At 65.8% G+C, this 24,292-nt stretch carries 23 protein-coding genes; 5 read left to right on the top strand and 18 right to left on the bottom strand.

The window, feature by feature from the left end:
* Positions 1 to 18: 18 nt before the first annotated feature.
* On the bottom strand, positions 19 to 534 hold the full coding sequence (fabA, locus tag THIX_RS02475) for a 3-hydroxyacyl-[acyl-carrier-protein] dehydratase FabA (RefSeq protein ID WP_112484697.1): 516 nt from the start codon (positions 532 to 534) through the stop codon (positions 19 to 21).
* A 98-nt stretch (positions 535 to 632) separates the two neighbouring features.
* On the opposite strand from fabA, the gene ruvA reads away from it, so the two are divergent.
* Complete coding sequence (gene ruvA, locus THIX_RS02470) at positions 633 to 1,211, top strand: Holliday junction branch migration protein RuvA (RefSeq protein ID WP_112484696.1); 579 nt, start codon at positions 633 to 635, stop codon at positions 1,209 to 1,211.
* A 5-nt stretch (positions 1,212 to 1,216) separates the two neighbouring features.
* Complete coding sequence (gene ruvB, locus THIX_RS02465) at positions 1,217 to 2,266, top strand: Holliday junction branch migration DNA helicase RuvB (RefSeq protein ID WP_112484695.1); 1,050 nt, start codon at positions 1,217 to 1,219, stop codon at positions 2,264 to 2,266.
* A 53-nt stretch (positions 2,267 to 2,319) separates the two neighbouring features.
* Here the strand turns inward: ruvB and THIX_RS02460 are convergent, their stop codons facing one another.
* The 16 genes from THIX_RS02460 to THIX_RS02385 all read right to left on the bottom strand — a co-directional run bounded on the left by THIX_RS02460 (position 2,320) and on the right by THIX_RS02385 (position 19,618).
* Complete coding sequence (locus THIX_RS02460; protein ID WP_233224357.1) at positions 2,320 to 3,447, bottom strand: DUF3443 family protein; 1,128 nt, start codon at positions 3,445 to 3,447, stop codon at positions 2,320 to 2,322.
* Between the two features lie 236 nt (positions 3,448 to 3,683).
* Positions 3,684 to 4,184, bottom strand: a complete 501-nt coding sequence (locus tag THIX_RS02455) for a DUF2844 domain-containing protein (RefSeq protein ID WP_112488089.1) — start codon at positions 4,182 to 4,184, stop codon at positions 3,684 to 3,686.
* Between the two features lie 307 nt (positions 4,185 to 4,491).
* Positions 4,492 to 5,136: a histidine phosphatase family protein gene (locus THIX_RS02450; RefSeq protein WP_112484693.1), complete on the bottom strand. Its 645-nt coding sequence runs from the start codon at positions 5,134 to 5,136 to the stop codon at positions 4,492 to 4,494.
* Positions 5,137 to 5,266: 130 nt separating this feature from the next.
* Positions 5,267 to 5,812 carry an acyloxyacyl hydrolase gene (locus THIX_RS02445; protein ID WP_112484692.1) on the bottom strand — a complete coding sequence of 182 codons (546 nt, stop codon included), beginning with the start codon at positions 5,810 to 5,812 and terminating at the stop codon, positions 5,267 to 5,269.
* Between the two features lie 56 nt (positions 5,813 to 5,868).
* Positions 5,869 to 7,473 carry a DHA2 family efflux MFS transporter permease subunit gene (locus THIX_RS02440; protein WP_112484691.1) on the bottom strand — a complete coding sequence of 535 codons (1,605 nt, stop codon included), beginning with the start codon at positions 7,471 to 7,473 and terminating at the stop codon, positions 5,869 to 5,871.
* 33 nt (positions 7,474 to 7,506) lie between these two features.
* Positions 7,507 to 8,748 carry an efflux RND transporter periplasmic adaptor subunit gene (locus tag THIX_RS02435; protein ID WP_112484690.1) on the bottom strand — a complete coding sequence of 414 codons (1,242 nt, stop codon included), beginning with the start codon at positions 8,746 to 8,748 and terminating at the stop codon, positions 7,507 to 7,509.
* A 51-nt stretch (positions 8,749 to 8,799) separates the two neighbouring features.
* Complete coding sequence (locus THIX_RS02430; RefSeq protein WP_112484689.1) at positions 8,800 to 10,368, bottom strand: efflux transporter outer membrane subunit; 1,569 nt, start codon at positions 10,366 to 10,368, stop codon at positions 8,800 to 8,802.
* 116 nt (positions 10,369 to 10,484) lie between these two features.
* On the bottom strand, positions 10,485 to 11,039 hold the full coding sequence (locus THIX_RS02425) for a MarR family winged helix-turn-helix transcriptional regulator (protein WP_233224356.1): 555 nt from the start codon (positions 11,037 to 11,039) through the stop codon (positions 10,485 to 10,487).
* A gap of 90 nt (positions 11,040 to 11,129) precedes the next feature.
* Positions 11,130 to 12,359, bottom strand: a complete 1,230-nt coding sequence (locus tag THIX_RS02420) for a deoxyguanosinetriphosphate triphosphohydrolase (RefSeq protein WP_112484687.1) — start codon at positions 12,357 to 12,359, stop codon at positions 11,130 to 11,132.
* The gene (gene aroB, locus THIX_RS02415; protein WP_112484686.1) at positions 12,356 to 13,495 is read right to left on the bottom strand and encodes a 3-dehydroquinate synthase; all 1,140 of its coding nucleotides are present in this window, start codon (positions 13,493 to 13,495) and stop codon (positions 12,356 to 12,358) included. Before aroB ends, THIX_RS02420 begins: the two co-directional genes overlap by 4 nt.
* Before the next feature lie 113 nt (positions 13,496 to 13,608).
* Positions 13,609 to 14,238: a shikimate kinase gene (locus tag THIX_RS02410; RefSeq protein ID WP_112484685.1), complete on the bottom strand. Its 630-nt coding sequence runs from the start codon at positions 14,236 to 14,238 to the stop codon at positions 13,609 to 13,611.
* A gap of 69 nt (positions 14,239 to 14,307) precedes the next feature.
* Entirely contained in the window at positions 14,308 to 16,539 is a 2,232-nt protein-coding gene (gene pilQ / locus THIX_RS02405) for a type IV pilus secretin PilQ (RefSeq protein WP_233224355.1), read from the bottom strand.
* 92 nt (positions 16,540 to 16,631) lie between these two features.
* Positions 16,632 to 17,249, bottom strand: coding sequence for a pilus assembly protein PilP (locus tag THIX_RS02400; RefSeq protein ID WP_233224354.1), 618 nt, complete (start codon positions 17,247 to 17,249; stop codon positions 16,632 to 16,634).
* Positions 17,246 to 17,929, bottom strand: a complete 684-nt coding sequence (locus THIX_RS02395; RefSeq protein ID WP_112484684.1) for a type 4a pilus biogenesis protein PilO — start codon at positions 17,927 to 17,929, stop codon at positions 17,246 to 17,248. The genes THIX_RS02400 and THIX_RS02395 overlap by 4 nt, the downstream gene beginning before the upstream one ends.
* Positions 17,930 to 17,936: 7 nt before the next feature.
* Positions 17,937 to 18,560 carry a PilN domain-containing protein gene (locus THIX_RS02390; RefSeq protein ID WP_112484683.1) on the bottom strand — a complete coding sequence of 208 codons (624 nt, stop codon included), beginning with the start codon at positions 18,558 to 18,560 and terminating at the stop codon, positions 17,937 to 17,939.
* Complete coding sequence (locus THIX_RS02385) at positions 18,557 to 19,618, bottom strand: pilus assembly protein PilM (RefSeq protein WP_233224353.1); 1,062 nt, start codon at positions 19,616 to 19,618, stop codon at positions 18,557 to 18,559. The genes THIX_RS02390 and THIX_RS02385 overlap by 4 nt, the downstream gene beginning before the upstream one ends.
* A gap of 396 nt (positions 19,619 to 20,014) precedes the next feature.
* Between THIX_RS02385 and THIX_RS02380 the strand changes: the two genes are divergently transcribed.
* Positions 20,015 to 22,384, top strand: coding sequence for a penicillin-binding protein 1A (locus tag THIX_RS02380; RefSeq protein ID WP_112484681.1), 2,370 nt, complete (start codon positions 20,015 to 20,017; stop codon positions 22,382 to 22,384).
* Between the two features lie 2 nt (positions 22,385 to 22,386).
* Here the strand turns inward: THIX_RS02380 and cyaY are convergent, their stop codons facing one another.
* The gene (gene cyaY / locus THIX_RS02375) at positions 22,387 to 22,704 is read right to left on the bottom strand and encodes an iron donor protein CyaY (RefSeq protein ID WP_112484680.1); all 318 of its coding nucleotides are present in this window, start codon (positions 22,702 to 22,704) and stop codon (positions 22,387 to 22,389) included.
* Between the two features lie 37 nt (positions 22,705 to 22,741).
* On the opposite strand from cyaY, the gene THIX_RS24740 reads away from it, so the two are divergent.
* Positions 22,742 to 22,900, top strand: coding sequence for a lipoprotein (locus THIX_RS24740; protein ID WP_112484679.1), 159 nt, complete (start codon positions 22,742 to 22,744; stop codon positions 22,898 to 22,900).
* Positions 22,901 to 22,992: 92 nt separating this feature from the next.
* A complete protein-coding gene (gene lysA, locus THIX_RS02365; RefSeq protein WP_233224352.1) occupies positions 22,993 to 24,291 on the top strand; it encodes a diaminopimelate decarboxylase in 1,299 nt (432 codons plus the stop codon).
* Position 24,292 lies beyond the last annotated feature (1 nt).

Below are 24,292 nucleotides of genomic sequence, written 5' to 3'. Positions count from 1 at the left end.
TGCGGCACCCCCGGATTGTCAGAACCCTTCGGTGGACGTGAACAGGCCGACGCGCAAGTCTTTGGCGGTGTAGATCTCACGGCCATCGACCGACATCACGCCGTCGCCGATGCCCATCACCAGGCGGTGGTTGATCACGCGCTTGAGGTTGATGTGATACGTCACCATCTTGGCCGAGGGCAGCACCTGGCCGGTGAATTTCACCTCGCCCACGCCCAGCGCCCGGCCGCGGCCCGGCGCGCCCATCCAGCCGAGATAAAAACCCACCAGCTGCCACATCGCGTCCAGCCCCAGGCAACCGGGCATCACCGGATCGCCGTCGAAATGGCAACCGAAAAACCACAGTTCGGGCCTGATGTCGAGCTCGGCGCGGATCTCGCCCTTGCCATAACCGCCGCCGTGGTCGGCAATGTGAACGATGCGGTCCATCATCAGCATGTTGTCGAGGGGCAACTGGGCGTTGCCGGGGCCGAACAACTTGCCGTGGCCGCAGGCCACGAGCTCGTCGTGGGTGTAGGAGGACTGGGGTTTCATGGGCGCAGGCGCAACGAAACCTTGCAGTTTAGTCGGCGCCAGGCTGGCGCTGGCCGCTTCAGGCGGCCGTGTCGGGCCGGGCTGCTAAAGTCCTCGGCATGATCGGACGCATTCACGGCACCCTGCTGGACAAGACCCCGCCGCAACTCCTGGTGGACTGCGCCGGTGTCGGCTACGAGATCGACGTGCCCATGAGCACGCTCTACGGTCTGCCCGCCGTGGGCCAGCCCGTCACGCTGCTGACGCATCTGGCGGTGCGCGAAGACGCGCACCAGCTCTACGGCTTCGCCACCGCGCAGGAGCGCGAGGCGTTTCGCGCACTCATCAAGATTTCCGGCGTGGGCGCGCGCATCGCCCTGGCGGTGCTGTCGGGTCTGAGCGTGAACGAGCTGGCCCAGGCCATCGCCGCACAAGACCCGGCCCGGCTCACGCGCGTGCCCGGCATCGGCAAGAAAACCGCCGAACGTCTGTTGCTGGAATTGCGCGGCAAGCTCGGCCCCGACCTCGGCCGCGCGGTGGGCGGCATCACCGCGCCCGGCCATGCCGACGTGCTGCAGGCGCTGCTCGCGTTGGGGTATTCCGAGCGCGAAGCCAGCGCCGCCGTCGCCAAGCTGCCCACCGACAGCGGCGTGGACGACGGCATCCGCCAGGCGCTCAAGGCGCTGGCCAAGGGCTGAACGGCATGAGCATTCAGGCCGACAACTTCGACGCCGCACGCGTCATCAGCCCGGCACCCGCCTCGCCGCAGGAAGAGGCGGTGGAGCGCGCGCTGCGGCCGCAGGTGCTGGCCGACTACATCGGCCAGGCCAAGGTGCGCGAGCAGCTCGACATCTTCATGAGCGCGGCGAAAAAACGCGGCGAGGCGCTGGACCATGTGCTGCTGTTCGGCCCGCCGGGCCTGGGCAAGACCACGCTGGCGCACATCATCGCCCGCGAAATGGGCGTGAACCTGCGCTCCACCTCGGGGCCGGTGCTGGAGCGCGCCGGCGACCTGGCGGCGCTGCTGACCAATCTCGAACGCAATGACGTGCTGTTCATCGACGAGATCCACCGCCTCTCACCCGTGGTCGAGGAAATTCTCTACCCCGCGCTGGAGGACTACCAGATCGACATCATGATCGGCGAAGGGCCGGGCGCGCGCAGCGTGAAAATCGACCTGCAGCCCTTCACCCTGGTGGGCGCCACCACCCGCGCCGGCATGCTCACCAACCCGCTGCGCGACCGCTTCGGCATCGTCTCGCGGCTGGAGTTCTACACCACCGAAGAACTCACCACCATCGTGCAGCGCTCGGCGGCCTTGCTGCAGGCGCATATCGAGCAGGACGGGGCGCTGGAAATTGCCCGCCGCTCACGCGGCACGCCGCGCATCGCCAACCGCCTGCTGCGCCGCGTGCGCGATTACGCCGAGGTGCGGGCTGACGGCCGCATCGCCCGCGACGTGGCCGATGCGGCGCTGAAGATGCTGGACGTCGACCCTCTCGGCTTCGACCTGATGGACCGCAAACTGCTGGAAGCCATCGTCCACCGCTTCGGCGGCGGCCCGGTGGGGCTGGACAACCTGGCCGCCGCCATTGGCGAGGAGCGCGACACCATCGAGGATGTCATCGAACCCTTCCTCATCCAGCATGGCTACATCCAGCGCACCCCGCGCGGCCGCATCGCCAGCCCCGCCACCTATGCCCACCTGGGCCTGGCGGCACCGCGCGCCCCGGGCGACTTGTTCGGCGGCTGAGGCGGCACCCTCCGCCGTCTGGCCGAAGGCGCAGCAAGAGCGTCGACAGTTCCCTAGAACGCGACGAAACCGTAGTCGTTCGAATGCGGAGCCTGCTGGATGCCGGTGCCGATCGTGCGCCCGTAGAAAAACGGCAGACCCAGATCCACTTGGCCTGTAATGGCCGCCGTGCCCCCAAGGGCCGGCAGCGCGGCATTGCCGGTCTGGAACATGGTGTCAGCGTTGGCGATGGTGATGCTGGTGCTCGACGACGCCGCCCCCGAACTCAGCTGCAACGCCACGTTCGCTGCCGGGCTCGGGCAATAGAAACCGCTGGATTGCGTGCAGGCCGGCAGATTGAGCGCGGTGTAATAGCCGTTCGAGCCGCTGTCGATGAAGCCGGTGCCACCGCTGCCGTTGACCGTGATCGGCAGGTTGCCGTAGCGGTCGAGCGCGAACACCTGCGCCCCAGCCGGCAACTGGTTGTTGCTCGCGGTATTGATGCCAAAGATCAGCACGCCGGTGGCCGCTTGTGAGCCCCAAGGCAGCGAGGCGGCAGGCAACGTCAGGATGCTGCCGTTGTTGTAGCCGGCAGGAAAAGCGGCAATCGGATTGATGCCTTGCTGCGCATAGCTGGCGCTGGTTTCCGTGCAGGTGCCGCCATTGCAGTCGTAGTAGACGCCGGGACTGGGCGTGTTTTGCGCGGCATAGGCCGATGGCGGATAGGTGCACGCGACGCCGCAGTCGTACTGAAAATTACTGATGCCGAGAATGCCGTTGACCACGCTGCTTAACGACTTGGAAAAATCTCGGCCCTGGTTCTGGCAGGCTTGCGGCGCCGTCTGGGGGATGCTGGTGTCGCCGATGACTTCGATCGGAATCGCCCCGCCGGTGCTCAAGCCGCCGATCTGCACCATGGCCGCACGCATGCTGCCCCAGGTGTAGCCCGAGGCGAACTGGGCGCAGGCTGCGAGTTCACCTCCTGTACCGGTGGTCACGGCCGGCAGGTACAGGCCATTGAGCGCGGAACTGGCGAACAGGCGCAGGCCGGCGGAGCCGGTATCGACCAGCACATCGGGAATGCGGACGCAACGGCCTGAGCTGTTGCAGACCGTCACCGTGACATAGGGTGTATTGGCGGTATTCGAGCCGGTGGCGGTATTCGAGCCGGTACTTGCGAGCTGCAGGATGCCGACCGGCACGACGTTAGGCCCGCTCGGCGGATTCGCCAGGCTGACGGGAGGGTTTCGGCTCGCGGGCGGGTCACTCGGAGCACTGCCCCCGCCACCGCCGCCGCAGCCCGCCAACAAAGCCGCAACAGTCAGCGCGGCACCAAGAGCCAGGCGGCGCAAGGCCGCACTCCCGCCGATCGATGGGACGTTGCGCCACGGGCCTCGGAGGCCGCCCAGTGATGGACTCCGCACTCGAATCGGCGCCCTCATGGCTGCAACCCCGCGACATCGAAGCCCGCGGGCACCAGCGACGGCACCCAGGCCGCGCCGTAGAAATTGCGCATGCGGCCGAAGCTGTGCACGACGATGTCGTCGCCATGCACGACCGAGGCGGTCAGGCCCAGGCCGGTACGCGGACTGCCTTGGACGAAGGGCGCGAAATACTGGCCGAGCAGTTGCCGCAGATCCGGCTTGAATGGCCCGCGCCAAGTGATGGCGAACACGGTGCCGGAGGCGCCGGCGTACTCGGTGACGCTGGCGCCCTGCGGGGTCCGGATCGATTGGCTTTGAATCGGCAACGCCGCTGCGGGGGTGGAAGCCGAAGCGGCCTTCGCCGTCAGCCGCGCGCCGGATGCCGCGGCGATGGGGGTGCCGTCCCGTGCCGCGGCGGACAACGGTTGGCCGAGGCCAGCATCGGCCGGCGTGCTGCCGAGGGTGAGCACGAGGCCGGCAGCCATGCCCCAGGAAACAACAAAACGCATGCTCATGCTGAAGAATCGCTCAGTGATGGGTTCAAGGCCACGCTCAGCGCAAAAACCCTGCGCCATACCGCAGGAGCAATGCTGCGTCCCGCGCCGAGTTGACTTGGCGGCCCGAAGGGGCCATTGCATCACACCACAGCCTAGCAGCCATACCGTCCTTGGTGGCTGGGCGGGCCCGCGCTGGCCGAGGTGTGCTGCTCGCCGCATCGCCGTTGCGCAGATTGCGGATGAACACCTGCGCCGCGATGCTGATCCCCTTGCCGTCGATGAAGCGTGGCCGGTGTCGTGGCTCGGCGCCTGCGCCCCGGTGCCATCAACCCAGGGCTTCGTCCAGACCGCTGTCCAGGTGCCCGCCGTCGTTCCAGCCCACCAGGGTCATGCGGCCCTCGGCCACCAGCACGCGGTTGATGGCAGCGTTGCGCAGCTCCCAGGTGCGTGGCGCATGCAGCTCCTGGCTGGTGGCGCAGCGGTGCAGGCAGTCGAGCGCACCGCCGTGGGTGACGATGGCCACCGTTTGCCCTGCATGGCTCGCCGCGATGCGCCGCACGGTGGTGGTGACGCGGGCGTAGAAGTCATCCAGCCGCTCGCCCCCGGGCGCGGCGAAGCTCGGGTCGCGCTTGCGCCAGCGCTCGCAGGCCTCGGGGTGGATGGCTTGCAATTGCACGAAGCTGGACCCTTCGAAAGCACCGAAGGCACGCTCGCGCAGGCCAGGGTCGGTGTGCAGAGGCAAGCCATGGGCTTGGGCGATGGGCTGGGCGGTTTCGCTGGCGCGCAGCAGGTCGCTGGCGTAGACGGCTTGGATGTCGGTATCAGACAGGGCCGCGGCCACGGCCCGGGCTTGGCTGCGGCCCTGCGCGCTCAGGGCGATGTCCGTGTGCCCTTGGATGCGCGCATCACGATTCCACTCGGTTTCGCCGTGGCGGATGAGCAGCAGCAGCGTGGCTTGGTCCTGGAACATGCGCGCATGGTAAGGGGTAAGGGCAGCGCGGGCGGGCTCTGCAAGGCCACTGCCGTTGTGGCCGAGTGGTGGTGGCGTTGCGGCCGAACTGAGGCCGGCGACCGTCCGGCCGCGCGGCGCCTTGGGGCGCTCAGTCGAAGTTGTAAGCCACGCGCAGTTGCAGATAGTCCTGCCCCGGGTTGGGGCGTTTGATGTCGGCGTTGGAATAGTGGGTGAGGCGCAGGCCCAGGCTCCAGGGTGTGCTGGCGAAGCGGTGGAAGACACCGATGGAGTCGCCGAACTGGTAGGCGGTGGAGATGCGTTTGTCGCCGAGATGGGTGCCAGAAAACACATTCGCACCAATGCCGAGCTCGATGCCCGATTGCGGCGTGAGCCACCAGCGTGCCATGGGAGTCAGTCCGACATGCCACAGGGACTGGTGATCCGAGCCCGATGGCCCGGTGACTTGGCCAACCGACCCCTCCAGGCTGAGGTCGAGCTTGCTATGGGCAAAGTCGTGCACCCAGAAAGGATCGGTCTGGTAGGCCAGCGTGGTGTTGTGATAGCCCCGGTACGCGCCCCAGAGCGCGGACAGTTCGGAAGCCCGCGCCTGCGCCAGACAGGTGGCGGCCAGGATGGTGGCCAGCAGGGCGTGGCGCGAGAAGGCGTAGGGACGGGATGCGGATGATGTGCGCATGACGATGGTTTTTTCGAGCGAACGATGTGTGAGGTGATGCCCCGAGCCGGGCCGGTTCAATGTGCGCCGGCCGCCTCGGCGCTGGCTGCGCCACCCCGTGCCGGCTTGATCATCCAGACCAGGACAATCATGGCGAGGAATAGCCAGGCGCTGAGGCGGAACATGTCGTCGGCGGCGATGGTGTAGGCCTGCTGGTCGATGAGGCGGTTGATCACTCCCAGCGCCTGCTCGTGGCTGAAGCCGTGCGCCTGCAGGCCCTGGATCACGGGGCTGGCCACCGGACTGCCGGCGTAGATATGGCTGACGAGTTGCTCATGGTGCAGGTCGGCGCGGTCGGCCCACCAAGTGGTGTAGATGGACGTGCCGAACGAGCCCGCGGTGATGCGGGCAAAGTTCGACAGACCAGAAGCCGCGGCGATGCGATGCCCCGGCAAGCCCCCCAGGATGATGCCCAGCAGCGGGATGAAGAACGTCGCCGTGGCAATCCCCTGAATCACCGTTGGAATGCTGTACTCCCAGTAGCTGTCGCCGGTGGTGAACTGCGAGCGCATGTAGAACACCAAGGCGAAGACGATGAAGGAGAAGGTGGTGACCCAGCGCGAATCCAGCACGGGCAGATAGCGGCCGATGACGGGCGACAGGAGGAGGGCGAACAGCCCGACCCACGCCAGCACTTCACCGGCCTGGGTGGCGGTGTAGCCGATGAACTCCTGCAGCCACAGCGGCAGCAGCACCAGGCTGCCGAAGAACATGCCATAGGCCAGCGCCAGCATGATGGTGCCGAGGGTGAAGCTCGGAATCTTGAACAAGGTGAGGTCGACCACCGGATGGTCGTCGTAGATTTCCCAGATGAGGAAGAGCGTGAAGCCCACCACGGCCGCCACCGCCAGGGCAATGATGACGGGCGAGGAAAACCAGTCGAGTTCCTGCCCCTTGTCGAGCATGATTTGCAGCGCGCCGACCCAGATCACCAGCAGCCCGAGCCCGGTCCAGTCGATCGGCAGCTTGCGGATCGGGGTCTCGCGGCGGGTGTAGATGCTGGCGGTCACTGCGGCGGCGATGAGGCCGACGGGCACGTTGATGTAAAAAATCCACGGCCAGGAAATGTTGTCGGTGATCCAGCCGCCGAGCAGCGGGCCGAGGATGGGCGCGATCAGCGTGGTCATCGACCACATCGCCAGCGCCATGCCGGCGCGCTTCTGCGGATAGCTGGAGAGCAAGAGGGTTTGCGACAGCGGAATCATCGGCCCGGCGCTGGCGCCTTGCAGCACGCGGAACAGGATGAGGATTTCAATGCTGTGCGCCTGCCCGCACAGAAACGAGAACAGCGTGAACAGCAGGATGCTGACGAGGAACACCTTCACGGCGCCGAAACGCTGGGTGACGAAACCGGTGAGCGGCACGGCGATGGCATTGGCCACGCCGAAGGAGGTGATGACCCAGGTGCCCTGCGAGGAACTCACCCCCAGATCGCCGGCAATCGCCGGGATGGAGACGTTGGCGATGGAGGTGTCGAGCACGTTCATGAAGGTCGCCAGCGACAGCGCGATGGTGCCGAGCACCAGCATGCTGCCCTTGAGCGGCGCCATGTGCGCGGGGGTGGCCGGCGCGGCGGGCGTGGCCCCGGCTGCGGCCTCTTCGATGTCGAGTGGGCTGGCCATATGCGTGGTCCTTGGTCGCGCGTTTGCGCTGCCTTAGCGCTTGCCGCCGGCGTTGGCGGCGACGATGGAATCCACCAGGGCATCGGCCTTCTTCCAGTCGGCGGCATAAACGTCGGTGCTGGCGGCCGGGCCGGTCGGCGGCATGTCCGTCACCAGCGGGCCCTTGTGGTCGCTGATGGTGATGGTCACTTCCGTCGACATGCCCACGCGCAGCGGGTGGCTGGCGAGCTGCTTCGGGTCGAGTGCGACGCGCACCGGCAGGCGCTGCACCACCTTGATCCAGTTGCCCGTGGCGTTCTGCGCCGGCAGCAGCGAGAACGCCGCGCCCGTGCCTGCCGACAGGCCGACCACGCGCCCGGTGTAGGTGAAGCTGCTGCCATAGGTGTCGGCCACCACTTTGGCCGGCTGGCCGATGCGCACGTCGCGCAACTGGGTTTCCTTCAGATTGGCGTTGACCCACACGTCGTTCAGCGGCACCACCCACATCAGCGGCATGCCGGGGGCCACGCGCTGGCCGAGTTGCACCGTGCGCTGCGCCACCACGCCACTGACCGGCGCGGGGATCGTCGTGCGCTCGTAAGCCAGATAGGCCTCGCGCACCTTGGCTGCGGCCAGCTTGACCGAAGGATTGTCGGCAATCACTGTGCCTGCCGTGAGCGCCTCACCGCTGGCGAGCTGTTCCTGCGCCGCCTTGACGCCAGCCTGCGCCGTGGTCAGCGCGGCTTTCGCCGCCTGCACCGCGATCTGCGCCTGGCGCAGCTCTTCCGCCCCCACCGCGCCGGTGCCGGCGAGTTCCTGACGGCGCCGCTGCGCGTCCTCGGCCTTGGCCAGATTGGCTTGCGCGGTGGCGACATCGGTCTGCCGCACCGCCACTTGGGCCGCCAGCGTGCCGTTGTTGGCAAAGCTCACGCGCACCTGCCGCACCGCCTGCGCCAGCATGGCCTCGGCCTGCTGCAGGGCGACATGGGTGTCGGCGCCGTCCAGTTGCACCAGCGGCTGGCCGACCTTCACCAGCTGCGTGTCGTCACCGTCGATCGCCACCACGGTGCCGCCCACCTGCGGCGTGACTTGCACCAGGTTGCCCTGCACGTACGCGTCGTCGGTGTAGGCGTAGCGCAGCGACTGCCAGTAGTTGTAGCCGCTGTACAGGGCCCCGGCGATGATGAAGAAGACGATGGCCACGATCATCAGCTTGCGGCGCTTGGCCGCTTTGCCATTGCCATTGCTGGCGGCGGGAGAGCCGTTCTGCGTGTTGGATGGTGGGTTGGCGCTCATGCAAAGCTCCGTGATGTTGTTGTGTTGATGACGAAGTTCGATCGCCGCGGCTCAGGGCCGGGCTGCGGTGCTTGGGGTTGCCGGGGCCGCTGGGGTGGTTGGCGTTTGTGGACTTGCCGCTGCCGAGGCGACCTCGGCCGTCGCCCCCGGCAGCGCCGGCAGTTTGGTGGTCGCATAACCGCCGCCCAGGGCGCGGATCAGGGCCAGGTCGTCCACCAGGGCCTGCGCCTTGAGGCTGGTGCCGATCTGCTCCAGCTGCAGCACCCCGTTCTCGGTGGTCAGCACATTGAGGTAATTGCCCAGGCCGGCCTTGTAGCGCTGTTGTGCCAGCCGCTCGGCGTCCTGCGCGAGCTGGAGCGCATCTTGCTGCTGGACGATCTGCTGCTGCAAGGAGCGCCGATCGCTCACCGCGTCGGCCACTTCGCGCACGGCGTTCACCACCGTGGCGTTGTATTGGGCGATGGCCGCATCGGCCGCCGCCGATTGCCCGCGCAGATTGGCGCGCAGCTTGCCGCCTTCAAAAATGGGCAGCGTCAGCGCCGGCCCGACGCCATAGGCGCGGCTGCCGGCCGCAAGGAATTGACTGAAACCCAGCGCGGTGAGGCCGGCAAAAGCGGTCAGGCTGATGTTGGGATAGAAGGCCGCGCGCGCCGCCTTCACGCCCGCCAGCGCTGCCTGCGCCTGCCAGCGCGCGGCCACCACATCGGCACGGCGGCCGATGAGTTCGGCCGGCAGGCTTTGCGGCAGCGCCGGCATGGGCAGCGTCTGCAGGCTGGGCTTGAGCTTGGCCGTGGCCTCAGGACCTTGCCCGAGCAGGGCAGCCAGCGCGTGGCGCGCCTGGGCCCGCGCCTGCGCGTTCTGTTCGAGCTGCAGCTTGATTTGCGGAATCTCGGCCTGGGCCTGGCGCTGCTGCAGCGAGGTTTCCAGACCGGCGCGAACGCGGTCTCCCACCAGCCGTTCGATGTGCCGGCGCTGCGCCAGGGTGCGCTCCAGCACCTCGCGCTGCGCGTCCAGCCGCGCGAGGCTGACATAGCCGCCCGCCACATTCGCCGCCAGCAACACGCGCGCCGCCTGGGCCTGGGCTTGGGCCGCGCGGGCTTGGCCGATGGCCGCCTGGAGCTGGTCCTGGTTGCGGCCAAAAAAGTCGAAGGTGTAGCTGCCTTGCAGCAGGGCCTGGTTTTCGGTGTAGGTGCCGCCGCCCAGAGGCGGGGGATAAATATCGTTTGCGCTGAAGCGCTGGCGGGTGGAGTTCACCGCGGCATTCAGGCTCGGCTCCAGGCCGCTTTGCGCCACACCCACCGCCGCCTGCGCCTGGCGCATGCGCGCCTGCGCTTCCTGCAGGCTGGGGTTATCGGCCAGGGCTTGGGCGATCAGGCGGTTCAACTCGGGGGCGTTGAACTGCGTCCACCAATCTTCTTTCGGAAACTCTGCCGGGTTGACGGCGCTGTTGCTCAGGCCGAGTTGCGCCGGCTGCACGGCTTGGGCCATGGGCTGGATGCGGCCGGTGGAGGCGCAACCGGCCAGCAGCAGGGCCGCCAGCAGTGGCGCCAGGCGCAGCAGGCCGCCATGGGCCGTGTGGCCATGCAGGGCCCGGGTTCGAAAGGGTGATGGAAGCGGCATGATGGAGAACGGGTGTTGGTCGTGCGGGATGTGCGGTGAGCCAGGGTGATTCAGGCGATGCGTCGGGCGATATGACCGTCTGCTGCCTGTGCATTCGGGGGCGGTGATTTGCGCCTTCAGCCCTCGTCCAGGGTGAGCTTGGGACCGGGGCCGGCATTGCTGGCAGCGGCGAGGGCGTCGCCGTTGTCGACGAAGCGCCGCAGCAAGTCCATCAGCGTGGCGAAGTCTTTGGCCGTGAACCCGCGCAGGTGTTCGTTGAGCACTTCGGCCAGCACGGCGGGCACTTGCTGGGCCACTTCGCGTCCCTTGGGCGTGAGCGCGAGATGCACCACGCGGCGATCCACCGTGCTGCGTTCGCGCACCAGCAAGCCCTTGGTTTCGAGGCGGTCCAGCATGCGGGTCATGCCGCCGGCGTCGGTCTGCATTTCGCGGGCGCAGGCGGCCACGGTGTCGCAACCTTCCAGCACATGAATCAGCGGATGCCATTGCGTGCCCGTGAGGTCGAGCGCCTGCATGCGGTGCTCCAGGTTGCGCAACAGCACGGCCAGGCAGCGCTTCATCAGGAAGCCGACCGAGTTGTCCTTGTAATAGGTGTCGCCTTCATAAAAGCGCGGCGGTGCAGCCGTCGCTTGGATCGGCTGATCTGGAGTTTTCACATTCATGCCTGGCATGTTATTGCCTAGGCAAACAATGTGTTGACATTTTTAGATACGCCCATTCGCCACGCGGGATTCGTCCCAGTCCGTCCTCTCCCGCGCGCGCTACCAGTCCTGCACGGAGAACAGCTTGCGATGCTCCTTGATCGCGTAGCGGTCGGTCATGCCGGCGATGTAGTCGGCAATGGCGCGCAATGGGTTGGTGCCCGCCGGGCGCTGGTGGTCGAACGGCAGCAGGCGCGGCTCGTCGGCATAGGCGGTGAACAACTCGCGCAGCACCCGCGCCGCCTTGGTGGTGGAGCGCAGCACCTGCGGGTGCCGGTACAGCGCCTGGCGCAAGAACTGCTGCAGTCGGGTGAGTTGTTCGCGCACCGGGGCGCTGAAACCCGCCAGCGGCATGCTCGCGCGCACTTCTGCCGGGCTCTGCACGCCGGCTGCCACGATGTTGGCCTGGGTCTGCGCCACCAGATCGGCGATGAGCGCGGAAATCATGCGGCGGATGGTTTCGGCCACCAGACGCTTGGTCACAAGGCCCGGATAGGCGGCGCGCACCGCATGCAGATGACCGCCGAAAAAGTCGATGGCTTCGAGCTGATCGAGCTGCAGAAGACCCGAGCGCAGGCCGTCGTCGATGTCGTGGTTGTTGTAGGCGATCTCATCGGCCAGGTTGGCCACCTGCGCTTCCAGGCTGGGCTGGCCGCCATGCAGAAAACGCGCCGCCACCTCGCCCAGGTGCGCGGCATTGCGCCGCGAACAATGTTTGAGGATGCCCTCGCGCGTCTCGAAGGTGAGGTTCAGGCCATCGAACGCGGCGTAGCGCTCCTCCAGTTTGTCCACCACCCGCAGCGACTGCAGGTTGTGCTCGAAGCCACCGCCGTCCATGTCCCCCATGGAACTGGCGACGCCGTCTCCATCCTCCGAGCGCGGGCGTAAAACCTGCAGCGCCCTGCTGCGCATGCAGTCATTCAGCGCATCTTGTCCGGCGTGGCCGAATGGCGTGTGGCCGAGGTCGTGCGCCAGAGCGATGGCCTCGGTCAAGTCTTCGTTCAGGCGCAGCGCGCGGGCGATGGAACGCGCGATCTGCGCCACTTCCAGACTGTGCGTGAGCCTGGTGCGGAACAGATCGCCCTCGTGGTTGAGAAACACCTGGGTCTTGTACTCCAGCCGCCGGAATGCGCTGCAGTGGATGATGCGGTCGCGGTCGCGCTGGTAGTCGCTGCGGTCACGCGGCGCCGGTTCGGCGTACCTGCGGCCGCGTGAAGTGGCGGCGGTATTGGCGTAAGGCGCCAGGCGCGCTTCATGCGCGTCGGGCGATTCCGCTTCTCGCAGACTCATGTGGATGTCGACGCCGTTGCCCGTCCCTGCGCGGCTGGCTCGGACACCGTCGCCAGAGCGCCATGCGCCAACAGGCTGGCGTTCACCACATCGGCCGGGACCGGGCGCAGCAGGGCATGGCCCAGGCCCTGCAGCAGCACGAAGCGCACGCTGCCGGCCTCGTTCTTCTTGTCCACCTGCATCAGTTCCATGTAGCGCGCCAGCGGCAACGGCGGCGCCTGCACCGGCAAGCCGGCACGGCGCGTGAGTTCACGCAGCCGGGCCGCCGAGGCCGCATCCAGCAGGCCCAGGCGCACCGAAACATCGGCCGCAATCACCATGCCGGCGCCCACCGCCTCGCCATGCAGCCACTGGCCGTAGCCCATGCCCGCCTCGATGGCGTGGCCGAAGGTATGGCCGAAGTTGAGGATGGCGCGCAGACCCGACTCGGTTTCGTCCTGCGCCACCACGGCGGCCTTGATCTCGCACGAGCGCCGTACGGCGTGCGTCACGGCCTCGGGGTCGAGCGTGCGCAGGCGCTCCATATGGGTTTCGAGCCAGTCGAAAAATGCGGCGTCGGCAATCGCGCCGTGCTTGATGATTTCGGCCAACCCGGCGGACACCTCGACGGGCGGCAGGGTGCCCAGGGTGTCGATATCGGCCACGACCAGCCGCGGCTGGTAGAACGCGCCGATCATGTTCTTGCCCAGCGGATGGTTGATCGCCGTCTTGCCGCCCACCGACGAATCCACCTGCGCCAGCAAGGTGGTGGGCACCTGCACGAAGGGCACGCCGCGCATATAGCAGGCGGCGGCAAAACCGGCCATGTCGCCAATCACCCCGCCACCGAGCGCAAACAGCGTGGTCTTGCGGTCGCACTGGTGTTCGAGCAGGGCGTCGAATACCTGGTTGAGGGTGGACCAGTCCTTGTGCTTCTCGCCGTCTGGCAGTACGCAACTCAGCACCTGGGCGAAGTGCGGCGCCAGCGCCTGCCGCAGTCGCTGCATGTAGAGCGGCGCCACGGTGGTGTTGCAGACGATGAGCGCGCGCGCCTTGGGCGCCGCAACCTGAGCGAAACTTCCAGGCCGCGCCAGCAGACCCGCGCCGATGTGGATGTCGTAGGCACGCTGATCGAGTTCGACGCGGACGATGGTCATGGCTGGGGCTTGTCGGGCTGGGCTGTGAGTTCCCGATTGTAGGAAGACCCCTATGGTCGGGACGCCACGAGCACTGCATTGGCGCGAGACCGTAGGCCTGTCGGGCAAGCCGCCTACCGCTCGGAGCGCCTCGTTCGAGCTTGAGTGCCGCCGGCAGGTCCACCCGAGGCGCCAGCCGAAGCCGCACCAGTGACCGCACCAGTGACGTATGCCGCCGGGTCCAGAACCCCAGCCAGCTCCAGTTGGGTGAGGACCAGATTTGCGAGCATCGCCACCGAGGGACGGCCGGTGTCGATGATGAAATGGGCTGTTTCGCGGTACAGCGGGTCACGCTGGCGGAACAACTCGCGCAGTTTGGCGCGCGGATCGCCCGTTTGCAGCAAGGGGCGGCTGCGATCATTGCGGGTACGGTGCGCCAGCTCGTCTGCACTGGCGCGCAAGTACACGACCACACCGCGGTCATGCAAGGCGCGCCGGTTGTCCTCACGGAGAACCACCCCGCCACCGGTGGCGAGAATCAGCCCGCCGCGCTGGGTCAAGGCGTCGATTGCCCGCGCCTCGACCTGCCTGAACCCGGCTTCGCCCTCGCGCGCGAACAGGGCCGCAATGCTGCAGCCTTGCTCCCGTTCGATTTCGTGATCGCTATCGACAAACTCCAACCCCGTGCGCTGCGCAAGCGAGCGCGCAACCGTCGTCTTGCCGGCGCCCATCAGGCCGATGAGATAAACACTCTGCCGGGTCAATCTTCACATCCAGGTTTATGGAAGATCATTCAATGTTTGGACTTGCAAGCCCCTCATCTTTAAACCGCCTCATCGTGACAGATCTGCATGACTGACAATTTTTGGAGTGAGGAAAACCATCAGTTCGCTTTTCTGAATGGCCTTGCTCTTGACCTTGAACAGATAACCCAATACCGGAATGTCTCCGAGCAGGGGTACCTTGTTGGTTTGGTTTTGTTCTGACGAGGTGTAGATACCTCCAAGAACAACCGTCCCGCCGTTTTCCACCTGGACCTGTGTCGTCACGGTATTGGTGTTGATGGAGGGCACCCCATTGGTCGCGGCGCCCTGACTGTCCTTATGAATTTCGACGTTCATGATGACGTTGCCATCCGGTGTGATCTGAGGAGTTACATCAAGACTCAGCACAGCCTTCTTAAAAGTCACGGAGGTGGCGCCACTCGAAGTCGCTTGTTGATAAGGAATTTCGGTACCTTGCTCGATGGTGGCTTTTTGCAAGTCTGACGTAATCACACGCGGGGAGGAAACAATCTTGCCCTTGCCATCGGCCTCCATCGCGGAGAGCTCGAGGTTGATGAAACGGTTTGCTGCAGCATTGAACAGACTCACCGCAACTGAACTCGGCACCGCACCCGCCAAGATGCTTCCGGCAAGTCCGTAAGCTGGAAGATTCACGAACTGGGTATCTGGAATGTACGAGCCGCTGGTCACAGCTGCTTGGCCCGTTTGTTCGCCGACACCTAGATAGTTACCCCCTACGGCGATTCCTGGATTATTACCAGGCCCAGGGATTGTGGTTCGGAGAAATCCCAGCTTGGCCCCCAGGCTGCGCCCGAACTGGTCGGAGGCCTCGACGATGCGCGCCTCGATCAGCACCTGACGCACCGGCTTGTCGATCTTGCCGATGAGACGGCCGATCTCTTCCAGTTTCGATGGGATATCCGTGACGAAAATCTGGTTGGTGCGTGGGTCGGCAATGACCGTGCCACGCGGGGAAAGAATGCGCGAGGTTGGCGCGCCTGCCCCCGAGGAAAAACCTGGAATCGGAGGCATGGCAGCCGCTCCGCCAGCACCGCTTGATTGGGCGCCACCTGCCGCGCCTGTCAGCAGCCCCACCACGGTGGCCGCCTTCTGGTAGTTCAGTTGATAGGTCTCGGACTTGAGCGGCTCAAGGTCCTGGATGGACTTCTTGGCCTCGAGTTCGGACTTTTCGCGAGCCAGGATTTCGTCGCGCGGCGCAATCCACAACACATTGCCTTCCTTGCGCTCCCCCAGGCCCTTGGCCTGGAGGATGATGTGCAGCGCCTGGTCCCAGGGGACGTCTTTCAAGCGCAGGGTGAGGTTGCCGGTGACCGAGTCGCTCACCACCACGTTCAGGCCGGTGAAGTCGGCGAACACCTGCAGCAAGGAACGCACATCGATGTTCTGGAAATTGAGCGACAGCTTCGGCCCGTGATAACCCGGGCCGTTGCCGGGCGCGAGCTGGTTGGGGTTGGGCGTTTCAGGCCGCACTTCCAGCACGAACTTGTTGTCGGCCTGATAAGCGCTTTGCTGGTAGGCGCCGCTGGGTTGCACGACCATGCGCACGTTGTCGCCCATCTGGAAGGTGGTGATGGATTTCACCGGCGTGGCGAAATCACCGACGTCCAGCCGACGCCGCAGTTCCGGCGGCAACGCGGTTTTGAGGAAGTCGACGACGATGTTCTGGCCTTGCTGGCGGATGTCGACGCCAACCTGGTTGTTGGGCAGATTGACGACGACCTGTCCTGAGCCGTCAGGGCCACGGTGGAAGTCCACGCCGCGCAACGGGAGTTGCTGGGTGTTGAGACTGTCGGCGAAGTGCACCGGCTGCGTCAGCGATGCGCCGGAACCGACGGAGGCATTCAGCGGCGCGGAGGCCGCGGGGCTGATGAGCACCAGCAGGCGCTTGCCCAGAATTTCGGTTTTGTAGGTGGTGGAGCTGCGCAGGTTGAGCACGACACGGGAACGGCCTTGCGCCTCGACCACGTTGGCGGAACGCAGATTGCCCTGATCGAAGCTGACGGCGCTGCGGCTGACTTCGGACTTGACGCCGGGGAAGTCGAGCACGATGCGGGCTGGCTGGTCAATGGTGAAGCCGGCCGGCGGCGCCGCCAGTGGCTGCGCGAACTCGAGTTGCACGACGATTTCGCCGCCCTGGCTGCTGGCGCCCACACTTTGCAGCACATTGGTGGATTGGGCCGCAGCCACACTCGCGAAGCCGAGCAACAAGGTCAGGCTGGCGGCCACCCGACCCAGCCATGGCGCCGCAAGGCGAGCCATGAAACGCCGGGCCGCTCCCAAGTTTGCTTGACTCCCACGGGGGTCGTGGCGGCGCAGCGCGCCGTCCTTGGGGGCACAACAACGCTCGGACATCATTTGCTGCTCTCCTGCAATTGAAGGGTTGCGGTGCGTTGCACCCAGTCGCCAGTGGCATCCTGCACCAACTCCTGCAAAACAACCTGGTTTTCGTCGATTTTGGTGATGCGCCCGTAATGCTGACCGGCATACTCGCCCACATGCGCGCGGTACAACAGATTGGCCGCCTTGAGCAAGGCGTAGTCCTGGCCCTTGATCTTGAGGCTGCCCACCATCTGGATCTGGTCGAGCGAATACTGCTCGAGCGGCTGCCTCGGCCGGTTCATCTGCGCCAGGACTTCAGGGCTGAGCTTGTTCATTTCCTGCCGCACGCCGGTTTCCAACTTGGCCGGAGAGAATGGATCGGTCTGGTCGGCAAGGCTGTAACTTGCAGGTGTAAACGGCTTGGGCGCCTCGATGGGTTGCACATGCGGATGCAACTTCGCGCGTTCCTGGCTCATCCAGAGGCGCAGGTCTTCATGCGGTTGGCCACCGCAACCGGCAAGCAGCAAGGCCGTCAGCGGCGTGAGCATGAGCCAGGCCGGGCGACGGCCAGCGAACGCGCGGCGGCGCATGGGCAGGGCTGCGGGCGGGGCTTTGCGGGATTCGCCTTTGAGGCGGCGCAGCGGGCTCATGGCTTGGCCCCCGGTTTCTTGGCCTTTTGCTGCGCCGCGACTTCGTCGGCGTCGAGGTAGCGGAAGGTCTTGGCGGTGGCCTCCATGGTCAGCTTGCCACCGGGCGTCGGGCCGGCCGGGCTGGTGATGGCGATGTTGTTGATGGTGACGATGCGCGACAGCTTCGCCACGTCGGAGGTGAACGCCGCGAGATCGTTGTAGGTTCCTTGCACCTTGATGGCGATGGGCAGCTCGGCGTAGTAGTTCTTCACTTCGACTTGGCCTGGGCGGAACAGGTCAAACTGCAGACCGCGGCCGATGCCGGCCTGATTGATGTCGGACAACAGCGCATCCATCTCGGCCTTGCTGGGCAGTTGCTTTTCCAGCAGCAGGACATATTGCTGCACCTGGGCTTTCTGCGCCTTGAGCAGATCCAGGCTCACCGCCTGGGCCAGCTTGCTCTTGTATTGGTCGCGCAGTTGCACTTCCTGTTGCTGCGCCTGGTCGAGCTGGTCTTTCACGCCCGAAAGCCAGGCATACCAACCGACCGCCAGGGCCAACACCAGGGCGAAGGCATAGGCCGTGGCTCGGGGCAGCGGCGGCCAGGTGCCTGGGTCGTTCTGGTTGAGCCCGCGAAACTGGCTGGCGATGCGCTCCTGGAGCGCCGGGAAATCGATCTGCATCTTGAGGGATTTGGCCATGCTGTCCTCAGCCTGCAGGGTTGGTGTTGGCCGGGGCCGCGCCGGAAGCCGAACCCGCCGGCGCCCCCGGGCGCTTGAGCGTGGCACGCAACTGGAAGGCCGACACGGTCTGGGTGTTGCCCTTGGAAATTTGGGTGGTGACGGAGCGGATCTCGATCAACTCGGGCTTTTCCAGCCAGCCCTTGGTGTCGGCCAGATTGCGCAGCAGATCGGCCACGCGCTCCTGGCTCAAAGCCGTGCCCTGCACGAGCACCGACTGCCCTTCCTGTTTGATCGAGGTGATTTGCACCCCAATCGGCGTGTCCTTGGTCAGATCGTCGAACAGGTAGACCGGCAGATTGCGATCCGACTGCAGGTTTTCCACCGCCTGCTGGCGTGCGCGCAGGCTTTCAATCTCCTGGCGCAACGTGGCGATGTCTTTGATTTGCACGTCGAGCTGGGCGGTTTGCGCCTTGAGGAAGTCGTTGCGCGACTGCTGCTGGTCGATCATCGCGCTCAGCACGGTGTAAGCCAGGCCCAGCAGCAACAGGCCGACGATGAGCGACGCCGCCACCCCGACGAAGAAGGCCTCGCGCCGCTTCTTGCGCTTGGCCTCGCGGTGCGGCAACAGGTTGATCAGGACGATGTTCATTGCAAAAACCTGCGCATGGCCAGACCGCAACATGTGAGATAGCTCGGCGCTTGCAGGCGCAGTTTTTTCTCGCGCACCTGATCGCCGATGGCCATGCCCTCGAAGGGGTTGAGCACCAGGCAGGCGGTGGATGTCAGCTGGGTGATTTTCTCCACCAGGCCGGGCAGCGAGGCGGTGCCGCCAGCCAGCAGCACATAATCGACCTTGCTGTTGGGGGTGGCGCGGAAGAAGAACTGCAGTGCGCGGGCCAACTCCTGCGCCATGCCTTCGATGAAAGGCTCGAGCACCTGGGAGGTGTAGTCGTCGGGAAGGTCGGCATTGCGCTTTTTCGCCTCGGCTTCTTCCTGCGAGAAACCGTAGTGGCGGGCGATGGCCTGGGTCAGTTGCTGGCCGCCGAAAGTCTGGTCGCGGTCATACTGGGTTTCGCCGTTGCGCAGCACCTGCATCGAGGTGCTGGAGGCGCCAATTTCAAACAGGGCGACGAGCAGGTCGTGGCCACCGCGCGGCAGGCGCTCGATCAGCCTGCCGGCAGCCAGCCGCGAGGCGAAGGAGTCGATGTCCATGATCTGCGGCTTGAGCCCGGCCGCTTCGGCGATGGCCTGGCGATCCTGCACCTTGTCGCGGCGCGAGGCGGCGATCAGCACCTCCTGGTCGCCAGGGGAATTGAGGCTGGGGCCGAGGACGCTGAAGTCGAGCGCGACGTCTTCAATGGCGAAGGGGATGTACTGGTTGGCCTCGGTCTCGACCTGAACCTCGACCTCCTCTTCGCGCAGGTCGCCGGGCAGGACGATTTTCTTGCTGATGACGGCCGATGATGGCAGCGCCAGCGCCACGTTTTTGGTTTTGGTGCCGCTCTTTTTCACCAGCTTGCGCACGGCGTCGACCACGTCGTCGTGTTTTTCGATGTTGCCGTCGGTGATGGCACCTTTCTCGAGCGGCTCGATGGCGGCGCGCACCAGGGTGTAGCGGTTTTGCTCATCCAGCGCCAACTCGACCAGCTTGACACTGGAGCTGCTGATGTCCAGGCCGATCAGCGGCGCGTAACGCTTGCGAAGCATGCTGCTGAAGATGGACAACACAACCCCCTGAATGAGTGGAACTTGAAAAAGCTCGCTGGGAACTGATGGCCGCATCGACCCGGGCGGCATGAGTTCAATGTTTTTTTCAATCCTAACAACAAGTGTTTGATTGTTTGTCAGGTTTTCCCGCGGCCAACCGTGATTCGTTGCAAAAGGCCCACGGGTGCACAGACGAAGGCGGCGCGCCAAACGGAAAATCCCGGTGGCTCTCCGAGAATTTTTACAATCGGACATCTTCTCGGGGCTGGCGCATCGACCCGGTTTCGCGCCCCCCCCGTCGTCTTCCCGGCCTTCGTCAGCGTTCGGATCGCGCTCGCCCCTGGCCCCGCGACCCAATCGGCCCACCTCCTGCACCGCTCGCACCTCCGGAGATCTATGGCGACATCCCCGCCCACCAAACCCCCGCCCGACCCTTCCACCGCCCCTCGCAGCCTGGGAGTTCGACTCGTGGGTGGCCTCATTGCCATGCTGACGGGTCTGTTTTTGGCAGCGGTTCTGCTCGTCGGCGTGGTTCTGGCTTTCGCCTGGCCGCGCCTGCCCGATGTTCAGCAACTGCTGGACTACAAGCCCAAGCTGCCGCTGCGGGTGTATTCGGCCGACCATGTCCTGCTCGGCGAGTTCGGCGAGGAGCGTCGCGACTTCGTCCCGATCGGGCAGATTCCCAAAGTCATGAAGCTGGCGGTGCTGGCCACGGAAGACGACCGCTTCTATCAGCATGGCGGCATCGACTGGACGGGCGTTGCCCGCGCCGCGCTGGCGAACCTGCACAAGGCGAAGAGCCAGGGCGCCTCGACCATCACCATGCAGGTGGCGCGCAACTTTTATCTCAGCAGTGAAAAGACATTCACGCGCAAGCTCTTCGAGCTGCTGCTGGCGCTGAAGATCGAGCGCGAACTGAGCAAGGACCAGATTCTGGAGCTCTACATGAACCAGATCTACCTTGGCCAGCATGCCTACGGCTTTTCAGCCGCGGCGCAAACCTATTTTGGCAAGCCTTTGGCGCAAATCAGCCTGGCGCAGGCGGCCATGCTGGCCGGGCTGCCCAAAGCGCCTTCGGCCTACAACCCCTTCGTCAACCTGCCGCGCGCCAAGATTCGCCAGCAGTATGTCCTCGGCCGCATGCGCGCTTTGGGCTGGATCAGCGCCGACGACTACGCCAAGGCCCAAGATGCCGCACTCGGCCTGCGCGCCAGCCGCGCCACCGAAACCTCGGTCCATGCGAGCTATGTGGCGGAGATGGTGCGGCAAGCCATGTTCGCGCGCTATGGCGAGCAGGCTTACACCCGCGGCCTCAACGTCACCACCACCATCGTCAGCCGCGATCAGGACGCTGCCTGGCGAGCCCTGCACACGGGGGTGATGCGCTACGAACTGCGCCAGGTCTGGCGCGGCCCCGAGGCCTATATCGACCCCCCGACCCAAGCCTCGCTGTGGCCGCAAACCGTCGACGACGCCTGCAACGATCATCCCGACACCGAGGGCCTGCGCTGCGCCGTGGTGACGGCGGCCAGCCCGAAGCAGGTGCAGGTGATGCGCCCGGGCGGCGAGTTGCTGGACGTGGCCGGCGACGGCCTGCAGCAGGTCGCCGCCCTGGGTCTGGGGCCCAAGGCGCAGCCCAACGTGGCCTTGCGCCCGGGCGCCGTGGTGCGCATCTGGAAGCAACCTCAAGGGCGCTGGGTCATCACCCAGATCCCCCGCGTGCAAGCGGCGTTCGTGGCGATGAACCCGAACAACGGCGCGATCCAGGCGCTGATCGGCGGCTTCGACTTCCAGCAGAGCGAGTTCAACCACGTCACCCAGGCGCAGCGCCAGCCGGGGTCGAGCTTCAAGCCTTTCATCTACTCGGCCGCATTGCACAAGGGCTTCATGCCGCCGACCATGGTGAACGACGCGCCGCTGTTTTTCGACGCGGCCGCCACTGGCGGCCAGGCCTGGGAGCCGAAAAACTATGACGGCACTTACGACGGGCCGATCACCCTCAAGCAAGGCGTAGCGCAGTCCAAGAATATGGTCGCCATCCGCGTGCTCGACAGCATCGGGCCGAAGTACGCGCAGCAATGGAGCCGCCGGTTCGGCTTCGACGCCAGCAAGCAGCCGCCCTACCTCACCCTGGCGCTTGGCGCGGGCTCGGCCACGCCGATGGACATGGTGCGTGCCTACGCGGTGTTCGCCAATGGCGGCTATCTGTTGCAGCCTTATTTCATCAGCTCCATCAGCGACGCCTCGGGCCATGTGCTGGCCGCGCCCAAGCCCCAACGCGCCGGCGACCCAAGCCTGCGCACCATCACCCCGCGCAACGCCTTCGTCATGAGCACCCTGCTGCAAGAGGTGACGCGCACCGGCACGGCGGCGCGCGCCCAGGCCGAACTCAAACGGCCCGACCTCTACGGCAAGACCGGCACCACCAACGATTCGGTGGACGCCTGGTTCTGCGGCTACAACCCGCAACTCGCGGCCGTGGCCTGGGTGGGGTACGACACACCGCTGAAACTGGGGGCGAAAGAAACCGGCGGGCGTGTGGCACTGCCCATCTGGATCGACTTCATGCGCACCGCGCTGCAAGGCGTTGCCGTGACGCAATACGCCCCGCCTCCCGGTGTCGTGCAGTTGGGCAACGACTATGTGTACGACGACTATGCCGCCGGTGGCGGCGTGCATGCGCTCGGCATTCCAGCAGCAGCACCGCCGCCAGCCGCTTCAAGCGCGGAAGACGCCCTCTCCAAACTGTTCCCGACGCGCAACTGAATTCAGAGCGGCGCCAGCAACGGCCCGCCTTGTTGACGCACCGCCTGCTGCACCAAATCCTCGAAGCGCAAGCCGCTGCGCGTGTCCAGCCACTGCCCGGCGCCGTAGCGGAAGTGATGGGCGCCGGATTTGCTTGCCAGCCATAATTCCTGCAGCGGCGCTTGCAGATTGATGATGATTTTCTCGTCGTTGTCGAGTTCCAGGGTCAGCACCGAGCCTTCGCGCTTGGAGTCGATATCGACAGCGTCGGCAGCCGCTTCCACCCGGCTCAACATGGCATCGGCAAGGCTCAAATAGTCGGTTTGCGGCAGGTCGTTCATGAGGTGGTTTTCCGGGTGCGGCTGATACACTGAATCGATGCTTGACCGAACCATTCTAGGAACAAGATTTGCCCGTACAGCGCGCATTGTCGGGCTCGCCGTGCTGCTCGCCGCATGCGGTCTGTTGAGCGCTTGCGGCCAGCGTGGGCCGCTGTATTTGCCCAAGCCGCCGCCCGCCGCTCCGAGCCAGGGCTGATCGTCTCAGCCGTCACGCCCATTGCGCCAGGCCGCTTTGTTTCGCCCGTGCGCCATGGATCCAAACCCTTCCTCAACCACGACAACCAGCCCATGTCGCAACCCTCTGCTGCCTTCACCGAACTTCCCGGCCATCCGCACCTGGCCTACCGCAATGGCGCCTTGATGGTCGAGGCGCTACCGGCAGCCGAGCTGGCGCGGCAATTCGGCACGCCGCTGTATGTGTACTCGCGGGCCGGCATCGAGCAGGCGGCGGGTGCGTATCAGGCTGCGGCGCAGGGCAAGCCGGTTTCGCTGCGCTACGCGGTCAAGGCCAACTCCAGCCTGGCCGTGCTGCAACTGCTGGCGCATCTGGGTTGGGGTTTCGACATTGTTTCCGGCGGCGAGCTGGCGCGGGTGCTGGCCGCCGGCGGCGAGGCGTCCAAAGTGGTGTTCTCGGGCGTCGGCAAGCTCGACGCCGAAATGCGTGCGGCGCTGGAAGCTGGCGTGCAATGCTTCAACGTGGAGTCGCAAAGCGAACTGCGGCGCCTGAGCCGCATTGCCGGCGAGCGCGGCGTGGTCGCCCCGGTCAGCCTGCGCATCAACCCCGACGTCGACGCGAAAACCCACCCCTATATTTCCACCGGCCTGAAGGGCAACAAGTTCGGCATTCCCCAGGGATTGGCGCGCACGGCCTATACCGACGCGGCGCTGCTGCCGAACCTGCGCATCGTCGGCATCGACTGCCACATCGGCTCGCAGATCACGCGGATCGGCCCCTACCTGGACGCGCTCGACCGCATCCTCGACCTGGTGGCCGACATCGAGCATCACGGCGTCAAGCTCGAGCACATCGACCTCGGCGGCGGGCTCGGCATTCGCTACGCCGACGAAACCCCGCCGAGCATCGCCGCCTGGATGGGCGCCTTGCTCGAACGCCTGGCGCAGCGCGGCTATGGCCACCGACAGGTGATGTTCGAGCCGGGGCGCTCCGTGGTGGGCAATGCGGGCCTGCTGCTGACCGAGGTGGTCACGCTCAAGTCCAGCCTGGAGCGCCACTTCGCCGTGGTGGACGCCGCCATGAACGACCTGATGCGCCCGGCGCTCTACCAAGCGTGGCAGGCCATCGTGCCGGTGCAGCCACGCGACGGCAAGCACAGCCTGCGCTACGACGTGGTCGGTCCGGTGTGCGAGTCCGGCGACTGGCTGGGGCGCGAGCGCGAACTCGACCTGCGCGAGGGCGACCTGCTCGCCGTGCTCTCGGCCGGCGCTTACGGCATGGCCATGGCCTCGAACTACAACACCCGCCCACGCGCCGCCGAAGTGCTGGTGGACGGCGCTCGAGTCCACCTCATTCGTGAACGCGAGAACCTCGAGCACCTGGTGGCGGGCGAACAATTGCTGGTGTTCTGAA

This window comes from Thiomonas sp. X19 (genome assembly GCF_900089495.1).
Lineage (GTDB): Bacteria > Pseudomonadota > Gammaproteobacteria > Burkholderiales > Burkholderiaceae_C > Thiomonas_A.
This window is presented reverse-complemented; position numbering and strand designations above follow the sequence as displayed.

What these genes read in the sequence shown, in the direction of transcription:
- fabA (WP_112484697.1), bottom strand. Translation starts at nt 534, where the DNA reads ATGAAACCCCAGTCCTCCTACACCCACGACGAGCTCGTGGCCTGCGGC.
- ruvA (WP_112484696.1), top strand. Translation starts at nt 633, where the DNA reads ATGATCGGACGCATTCACGGCACCCTGCTGGACAAGACCCCGCCGCAA.
- ruvB (WP_112484695.1), top strand. Translation starts at nt 1,217, where the DNA reads ATGAGCATTCAGGCCGACAACTTCGACGCCGCACGCGTCATCAGCCCG.
- THIX_RS02455 (WP_112488089.1), bottom strand. Translation starts at nt 4,184, where the DNA reads ATGAGCATGCGTTTTGTTGTTTCCTGGGGCATGGCTGCCGGCCTCGTG.
- THIX_RS02450 (WP_112484693.1), bottom strand. Translation starts at nt 5,136, where the DNA reads ATGTTCCAGGACCAAGCCACGCTGCTGCTGCTCATCCGCCACGGCGAA.
- THIX_RS02445 (WP_112484692.1), bottom strand. Translation starts at nt 5,812, where the DNA reads ATGCGCACATCATCCGCATCCCGTCCCTACGCCTTCTCGCGCCACGCC.
- THIX_RS02440 (WP_112484691.1), bottom strand. Translation starts at nt 7,473, where the DNA reads ATGGCCAGCCCACTCGACATCGAAGAGGCCGCAGCCGGGGCCACGCCC.
- THIX_RS02435 (WP_112484690.1), bottom strand. Translation starts at nt 8,748, where the DNA reads ATGAGCGCCAACCCACCATCCAACACGCAGAACGGCTCTCCCGCCGCC.
- THIX_RS02430 (WP_112484689.1), bottom strand. Translation starts at nt 10,368, where the DNA reads ATGCCGCTTCCATCACCCTTTCGAACCCGGGCCCTGCATGGCCACACG.
- THIX_RS02425 (WP_233224356.1), bottom strand. Translation starts at nt 11,039, where the DNA reads ATGCCAGGCATGAATGTGAAAACTCCAGATCAGCCGATCCAAGCGACG.
- THIX_RS02420 (WP_112484687.1), bottom strand. Translation starts at nt 12,359, where the DNA reads ATGAGTCTGCGAGAAGCGGAATCGCCCGACGCGCATGAAGCGCGCCTG.
- aroB (WP_112484686.1), bottom strand. Translation starts at nt 13,495, where the DNA reads ATGACCATCGTCCGCGTCGAACTCGATCAGCGTGCCTACGACATCCAC.
- pilQ (WP_233224355.1), bottom strand. Translation starts at nt 16,539, where the DNA reads ATGGCTCGCCTTGCGGCGCCATGGCTGGGTCGGGTGGCCGCCAGCCTG.
- THIX_RS02400 (WP_233224354.1), bottom strand. Translation starts at nt 17,249, where the DNA reads ATGAGCCCGCTGCGCCGCCTCAAAGGCGAATCCCGCAAAGCCCCGCCC.
- THIX_RS02395 (WP_112484684.1), bottom strand. Translation starts at nt 17,929, where the DNA reads ATGGCCAAATCCCTCAAGATGCAGATCGATTTCCCGGCGCTCCAGGAG.
- THIX_RS02390 (WP_112484683.1), bottom strand. Translation starts at nt 18,560, where the DNA reads ATGAACATCGTCCTGATCAACCTGTTGCCGCACCGCGAGGCCAAGCGC.
- THIX_RS02385 (WP_233224353.1), bottom strand. Translation starts at nt 19,618, where the DNA reads ATGCTTCGCAAGCGTTACGCGCCGCTGATCGGCCTGGACATCAGCAGC.
- THIX_RS02380 (WP_112484681.1), top strand. Translation starts at nt 20,015, where the DNA reads ATGGCGACATCCCCGCCCACCAAACCCCCGCCCGACCCTTCCACCGCC.
- cyaY (WP_112484680.1), bottom strand. Translation starts at nt 22,704, where the DNA reads ATGAACGACCTGCCGCAAACCGACTATTTGAGCCTTGCCGATGCCATG.
- THIX_RS24740 (WP_112484679.1), top strand. Translation starts at nt 22,742, where the DNA reads ATGCTTGACCGAACCATTCTAGGAACAAGATTTGCCCGTACAGCGCGC.
- lysA (WP_233224352.1), top strand. Translation starts at nt 22,993, where the DNA reads ATGTCGCAACCCTCTGCTGCCTTCACCGAACTTCCCGGCCATCCGCAC.